Raw genomic sequence first — 5,511 nt, 5'->3', positions numbered from 1 at the left:
CAAAATGGGCGGCCGCGGCACGGAAACTTGCCGCGTCGTGCTCGTCGGTCACGCTGCGCCATTGCACATCGCCGGCATTGAGGACCTGCTTCCTGCCATCGGCGTCGACATATTCCAGGCGACCTTGCTGCACCATGGTCAACACGTTGCAGCCTCGATACAGCTGGCGCGCACAGGCATCCGGCGCAGTGCTGTCCGCCGATCCGACATGATCGAGCAGCAAGAAAGGACTGACGTGCCGTCCCAGCATGCGCTTTGAAAACAGCGTATGCGCGAGCAAGCCGTCGCCGATGCGATGCTGCCTGGAACTACTGTAAATACCGAGGATTTTTTTCATGATAGGCGCCGGTTCCAAACTGCGAACCGGCGTTTCCGATGAGGCGCCGACAAGACCGGAAGGCGGGGTTCGACCGGTCTTGCCGGCGTCGGAAAATTGCTCAACGATTGTTCAATATTGTTCAACGATCAGGCGCCGCCATTGACGTCCGCACCGCCATGCTGACGGGCCTGCTTCAGTTCTTCGATCACGGCCTGGCGTGTCGCGGTCGACTTGTGCTGCACTTCGACCGGATACAGATCGTTGTTGATGATCTCGCCGTTGGCGCGCGCTTGCTTCAATTCTTCGATCACTTCGGCACGGGTCTTGTGCGAGACGATTTGTGTTTCTGGCGGATAGGCTTCTTCAGCCATGGCGCTGCCGACGATGGAAAGGAAAAGCAGGCCGCCGGCGATTTTCTTGATGTTCATGATGGTTCCCTGGTGAGGTGGTTGCTTGCTGCGCGGTTTCTCATGAAAACCGGCAGCGGAAATATGCGATTAACGCAGATACAGTGTTTCGATGTAAGTCAGCGGCTCGTGGCGTGCCAGCTTTTGCTGGATTTCCTGACGCTTGATCGAGGACTTCGACGGCGTCTTGACGGTTTGCCGGACGCTCACCGGCTGCGCTTGCGCAGTGTCGGACGGTTCGTTGGCGGCCAGGGCGCTGCCGGCGGCGAAAGTGCCTGCGACGGCGATCAGCAGGACGGCGGCGGTGAGTTGCAGGACGCTGCGGTCCAGACGTGCGGTAGTGGTGTTCATGGTGATGCTCCTTGTTTGCATTGTGTGCGTTATTGGCGTTGTGCTTGTGGCAACGAAGCGTTCGAAGCCTTCCGGTAAAGCGCAGCGGCGTTTGCTGTGTGATGCTGCAAGTGCGACTGCTTGGACTGAAGTGTAGGTTTTGCGTTGAAAGTGCACTAGGAGGCAAAATTCGGATTCATCGTTCCATCCATAGAACAATCAACGCCCTTGAATTCCCGCTCTCCGCCCTGGATAGGGGAACGCCCAAAGCCGGGCAGCAGCATGCGGCCCTCTGCAGGAGGGCATATGGATATCTGTTTATCTTCGTTATCAAGCGAGTTTCGCTGCCAGATAATCGGCGCTTGAAGATGCGGACTTGCTTCGCCGCAAGTCCGTGCGCATCCCGATCATCGCAAAGCAGATAACCGCAGATAACCGAGGCAACTCATGACCCAAGCATCACATCCACCGTCGTTCGACGCCTTGCTGGCGCGTTTTGAACCCATCTTCGCGCGCATCGCGGAAGGCAGCATCGATCGCGAAAACGACCGCGACCTGCCGTATGAAGCCGTGCAATGGCTCAAGGATGCCGGCTTCACATCGCTGCGCGTGCCGGTCGAACACGGCGGCAGCGGCGTCACGCTGCCGCAGTTCTTCAGTCTTCTGATTCGCCTGGCGGAGGCCGAATCGAACCTGCCGCAAATCCTGCGCGTGAACGCCGGCTTCACAGAATTGCTGCTGGAGCGCAAGGACGACGAAGACACGCGTCACTGGCTCGGCGTGATCGGCAAGGGCGAGACCTTCGGCGCGGCCGCCTCAGAGCGCACCGGCGCCACCGGCAACTCGGTTACCGTCACGCCGGATCCCGACAAGCGTCCCGATCACTTCCTGCTGAACGGCGAAAAATATTATTCGACCGGCACGCTATACGCCGACTGGATCCTGGTGCGTGCGCACGACGACGAATCCGACCTCAATGTGCTGATCCGCAGCGACACGCCGGGCGTGACGCGCGTGGACGACTGGGACGGCTTCGGCCAGCGCCTGACCGGCAGCGGCACCACGCGCTTCGACAAAGTCCTCGTGACACAACAGCAGATCCTCGATCGCTATCACGTCTCGCAACCGCGTCGCAACACCATCATCACCGCGTTCTACCAGACCGTGCACCTGGCCACGCTGGCCGGCATCGCCCGCGCCGTACAACGCGATGCGGTGGCGTTCACGCAGGCGCGCACGCGCACTTTCGGCGTGCCGGGAGTATCCAGCCCGCGTGAAAATCCGCTGGTGCATCGCGTGGTCGGTCGCCTCGCCAGCCTGGCCTGGTCGGCGGAACAACTGGTCAACGCCGTCGCCAACGCCATCCACGCCGTGCACCAGGCGCGTCTGGCCGGCACCGCCAAACCCGAGGATTACATCGCCCTCGACGTGCAGACCTTCCAGGCCCAGCAGGTCGTCATCGGCCAGGTGCTGGAAGCCGCCACGCTGCTGTTCGAAGTCGGCGGCGCCTCGGCCACCAGCGACAAGCGCCGGCTCGATCGCCACTGGCGCAACGCGCGCACGCTGGCCTCGCACAATCCGGCGACGCAGCGCGAAGCCGCCATCGGCGACTACCACCTCAACGATAATCCGCCCAACGAACGCTTCGGGGTGTCGTATGCGTAATCGCGTCTTCCATCGTTTCTTCGCTGCGCTCGTGTTGAGCAGCATTGCGCTGTTCGCCGCACAAGCATCGGCAGCGCCGCAAAAGCCGGAACTGCGCGTGGGTTTCGTGCCCGGTCCTTACATCGACGAATTCAAGGTCGGCGTGCAGCCCGAGCTGGAAAAGAAAGGCTACAAGATCAAATACTACGAATTCAGCACCGGGCTGGAAGCCAACAGCGCCGTCTTCAAGGGCGACATCGACGCCAACGTGATGCAGCATTCGGTGTTCCTGAAATCGTACAACGAACGCAACAAGACCGACCTGGTCGGCATCGTGCAGGTGCCGACGCCGCCGATGGGCCTGTATTCGAAGAAGCATCGCAGCCTCGACGGCCTCAAGAAGGGCTTCACCGTCGCCGTGCCGAACGATCCGGTCAATCTGCAACGCGCGCTGTGGATACTGCAGCGCCTGGGCTGGATCAGGATCAGGGAGAACGCCAATCCGGTCGACGTCACCGAACTCGACGTGGTCGAGAACAAGGTCGGCCTCAAGCTGGTGCTGCTGGAAAATGCCCAGGGCCCGCGCGCGCTGGACGACGCCGACTTCGCCGCGATCCAGGGCAACTTTGCCATCTTCGCCAAGCTCAAGCTGTCGGAAGCCTTCATCCTGGAAGACATGACGCCGGCCTACATCAACGTGCTGGCGGTCAAGAAGACGAAGCAGACCGATCAATATGCGCGCGACATCGTCGAGGCCTACCGCTCCGACACGTTCCAGAACGCGATCCGCGCCGATCGCTTCTATGACGGCTTCCGCCTGCCGGATTATTTCAAGACCAAATAAGCCTGGTCACTATCTCCGCATCACCACCCTGTCCATAAAAAACATCAGAGGAACCAGCATGAACCTGTCCTATCGATTCCGCGTGCATGCCATCGTCGCAGCCGCACTGATCTCCGTCATGGGCCTCACCCAAGCCCAGGCGGCCGACAAACCGCTGCGCGTCGGCGTGCGCGGCGGCACCGACGAACAGATCTGGGAAGTCGTCACCAAGGTCGCCAGGAAGAACGGCCTGAACGTCGAAGCGGTCGTCATCTCGGGCGCAGCGAGTCCGAATGAAGCGCTCAACAACGGCGACCTCGACGCCAACTCGTTCCAGCACATTCCCTTCCTGCGCGACCAGATCAAGCAGCGCGGCTACAAGCTGAGCGTGGTCGGCAATACCTACATCTCGCCGATCGCGTTCTATTCCAAAAAATACAAATCGATCAGGGACCTGCCTGACGGCGCCAAGGTCGCCATTCCCAACGATCCCAGCAACCAGACGCGCGCGCTGGTGGTGTTGCGTGACGCCGGCCTGATCACGCTGCGCGACGGCTTCGATCCGTTCACCGGCACGGTGTCGCTGAACGACATTACGGCCTACAAGAAGAAGATCACGCTGACCGAAGCCGCCTCGGTGGTGCTGGCGCGCTCGCTGGAAGACGTCGACACGGCCGCCATCGTCAACACGTTCGCCTACCAGGCCGGCCTGATCGCCACGCGTGACGGCATCGCCGTCGAGAAGCGCGAAAACAATCCCTACGTCAACATCATCGTGGTGCGCGAGCAGGACAAGAACGCCGCATGGGTCGCGCCGCTGGTGAAGGCTTACCAATCGGAAGAAGTGCGCCAGTTCATCCAGAAGCAATACGGCGGCTCGGTGGTGCCGGTATTTTGAGTATCGCTGCTTTGATCGGCGCCGGTGCAGGAGGGTCGGCGCCGGATGACGTCGGCGCTCGATCCCGAATCGACGCAAGCCATCCTGGCCTTGCTGCGCGACGTCAGCAACAAGTTGGATCTGACGGTGGTGCTGATCACGCACGACATGGCGGTGATACGCGAAATCTGCGATCGCGTGCTGGTGCTGGACCATGGCCGGGCGGTCGAACAGGGTGAAGTGTGGCGCGTGTTCGGCGATCCGCAGGCGCCCGCCACGCGCGCGCTGCTGCGCCCACTGCAGCATGGCTTGCCGGCCGACCTGGCGGCGCAGCTGGTCGATGATCTTGATGGGAAACCTGGCAATGCGCTGCTGAGCCTGCGCTTCAACGGCGCGGCGCAACCGCAGGGCGTCAGCCTGCAACAGCTGGCCTTGCTTGGTCCCGACGCGACACTGATCCACGGCGGCCTTGATCGCATCCGCGGACATGCTCAGGGAAATTTGCTGGTGTCCTTGCCGGCGGCGTCGTGGCAATCGATAAAAAACAACGGCGTATTTGGACAGACCTTTGGACAAAAACACGGCGCTGATTTCATTGAGGTTCTCGGTTATGTCCCTGCCCCCGCTTAACAAATATTTCCAGGCTTTCTTTGAAACCTTGCTGATGGTAAGCGCCTCGGCGCTGATCGCCATCGGCCTCGGCCTGCTGCTGGCGATCGTACTGACGGTGACCGCCAAAAGCAGCCTGTATCCGAAACCACGCCTGCATCGCGGGCTGTCGGTGACGGTCAACATCTTCCGCGCGGTGCCGTTCATCATCATGCTGGTGGCGCTGCTGCCGGTGACCCGCTTCCTGGTCGGCACCACGCTCGGCACCTGGGCGGCGGTGGTGCCGCTGACGGTGAATCTGATTCCGTTTTATGCGCGCATCGCGCAGGTCAGCCTCAACGACGTCGATCCCGGCCTGGTGGAAGCGGCGCGCGCGATGGGCTGCCGGCGCCGCCACATCATCCGCCACGTGCTATTGCCGGAAGCCTTGCCCGGCATCGTCAGCGGCATGACGGTCAGCGTGATCGCGATGATCAACGCCTCCGCCATAAAATTTATATAT

The 5,511-nt window shown here is 61.3% G+C and carries 8 protein-coding genes; 5 read left to right on the top strand and 3 right to left on the bottom strand.

Features of this window, described 5'->3' with window-relative positions; all coding sequences use genetic code 11:
- From HLUSI_RS0113180 to HLUSI_RS0113170, 3 genes are all read right to left on the bottom strand, one after another.
- Positions 1–337, bottom strand: a 337-nt coding sequence (locus HLUSI_RS0113180) for a pirin family protein (RefSeq protein WP_016834425.1), incomplete at its 3' end; no start/stop codon positions are given.
- Between the two features lie 128 nt (positions 338–465).
- Positions 466–747, bottom strand: a complete 282-nt coding sequence (locus tag HLUSI_RS0113175) for a DUF4148 domain-containing protein (RefSeq protein WP_016834424.1) — start codon at positions 745–747, stop codon at positions 466–468.
- A gap of 69 nt (positions 748–816) precedes the next feature.
- The gene (locus HLUSI_RS0113170) at positions 817–1,077 is read right to left on the bottom strand and encodes a hypothetical protein (protein ID WP_016834423.1); all 261 of its coding nucleotides are present in this window, start codon (positions 1,075–1,077) and stop codon (positions 817–819) included.
- A gap of 426 nt (positions 1,078–1,503) precedes the next feature.
- Here HLUSI_RS0113170 and HLUSI_RS0113165 point away from each other — a divergent pair, with 426 nt between their 5' ends.
- From HLUSI_RS0113165 to HLUSI_RS0113145, 5 genes are all read left to right on the top strand, one after another.
- Entirely contained in the window at positions 1,504–2,721 is a 1,218-nt protein-coding gene (locus HLUSI_RS0113165) for an acyl-CoA dehydrogenase family protein (protein ID WP_016834422.1), read from the top strand.
- Complete coding sequence (locus tag HLUSI_RS0113160) at positions 2,714–3,544, top strand: MetQ/NlpA family ABC transporter substrate-binding protein (protein ID WP_016834421.1); 831 nt, start codon at positions 2,714–2,716, stop codon at positions 3,542–3,544. The genes HLUSI_RS0113165 and HLUSI_RS0113160 overlap by 8 nt, the downstream gene beginning before the upstream one ends.
- A 118-nt stretch (positions 3,545–3,662) precedes the next feature.
- Positions 3,663–4,421 carry a MetQ/NlpA family ABC transporter substrate-binding protein gene (locus HLUSI_RS0113155; protein WP_050977710.1) on the top strand — a complete coding sequence of 253 codons (759 nt, stop codon included), beginning with the start codon at positions 3,663–3,665 and terminating at the stop codon, positions 4,419–4,421.
- A gap of 45 nt (positions 4,422–4,466) precedes the next feature.
- The gene (locus tag HLUSI_RS28515; protein WP_016834419.1) at positions 4,467–5,030 is read left to right on the top strand and encodes an ATP-binding cassette domain-containing protein; all 564 of its coding nucleotides are present in this window, start codon (positions 4,467–4,469) and stop codon (positions 5,028–5,030) included.
- Positions 5,011–5,511, top strand: a 501-nt coding sequence (locus HLUSI_RS0113145; RefSeq protein ID WP_016834418.1) for a methionine ABC transporter permease, incomplete at its 3' end; no start/stop codon positions are given. The genes HLUSI_RS28515 and HLUSI_RS0113145, both read left to right, overlap by 20 nt.

This window comes from Herbaspirillum lusitanum P6-12, from assembly GCF_000256565.1.
Classification (GTDB): Bacteria; Pseudomonadota; Gammaproteobacteria; order Burkholderiales; family Burkholderiaceae_D; genus Herbaspirillum; species Herbaspirillum lusitanum.
This window is presented reverse-complemented; position numbering and strand designations above follow the sequence as displayed.

What these genes read in the sequence shown, in the direction of transcription:
- HLUSI_RS0113170 (WP_016834423.1), bottom strand. Translation starts at nt 1,077, where the DNA reads ATGAACACCACTACCGCACGTCTGGACCGCAGCGTCCTGCAACTCACC.
- HLUSI_RS28515 (WP_016834419.1), top strand. Translation starts at nt 4,467, where the DNA reads ATGACGTCGGCGCTCGATCCCGAATCGACGCAAGCCATCCTGGCCTTG.
- HLUSI_RS0113155 (WP_050977710.1), top strand. Translation starts at nt 3,663, where the DNA reads ATGGGCCTCACCCAAGCCCAGGCGGCCGACAAACCGCTGCGCGTCGGC.
- HLUSI_RS0113175 (WP_016834424.1), bottom strand. Translation starts at nt 747, where the DNA reads ATGAACATCAAGAAAATCGCCGGCGGCCTGCTTTTCCTTTCCATCGTC.
- HLUSI_RS0113160 (WP_016834421.1), top strand. Translation starts at nt 2,714, where the DNA reads ATGCGTAATCGCGTCTTCCATCGTTTCTTCGCTGCGCTCGTGTTGAGC.
- HLUSI_RS0113165 (WP_016834422.1), top strand. Translation starts at nt 1,504, where the DNA reads ATGACCCAAGCATCACATCCACCGTCGTTCGACGCCTTGCTGGCGCGT.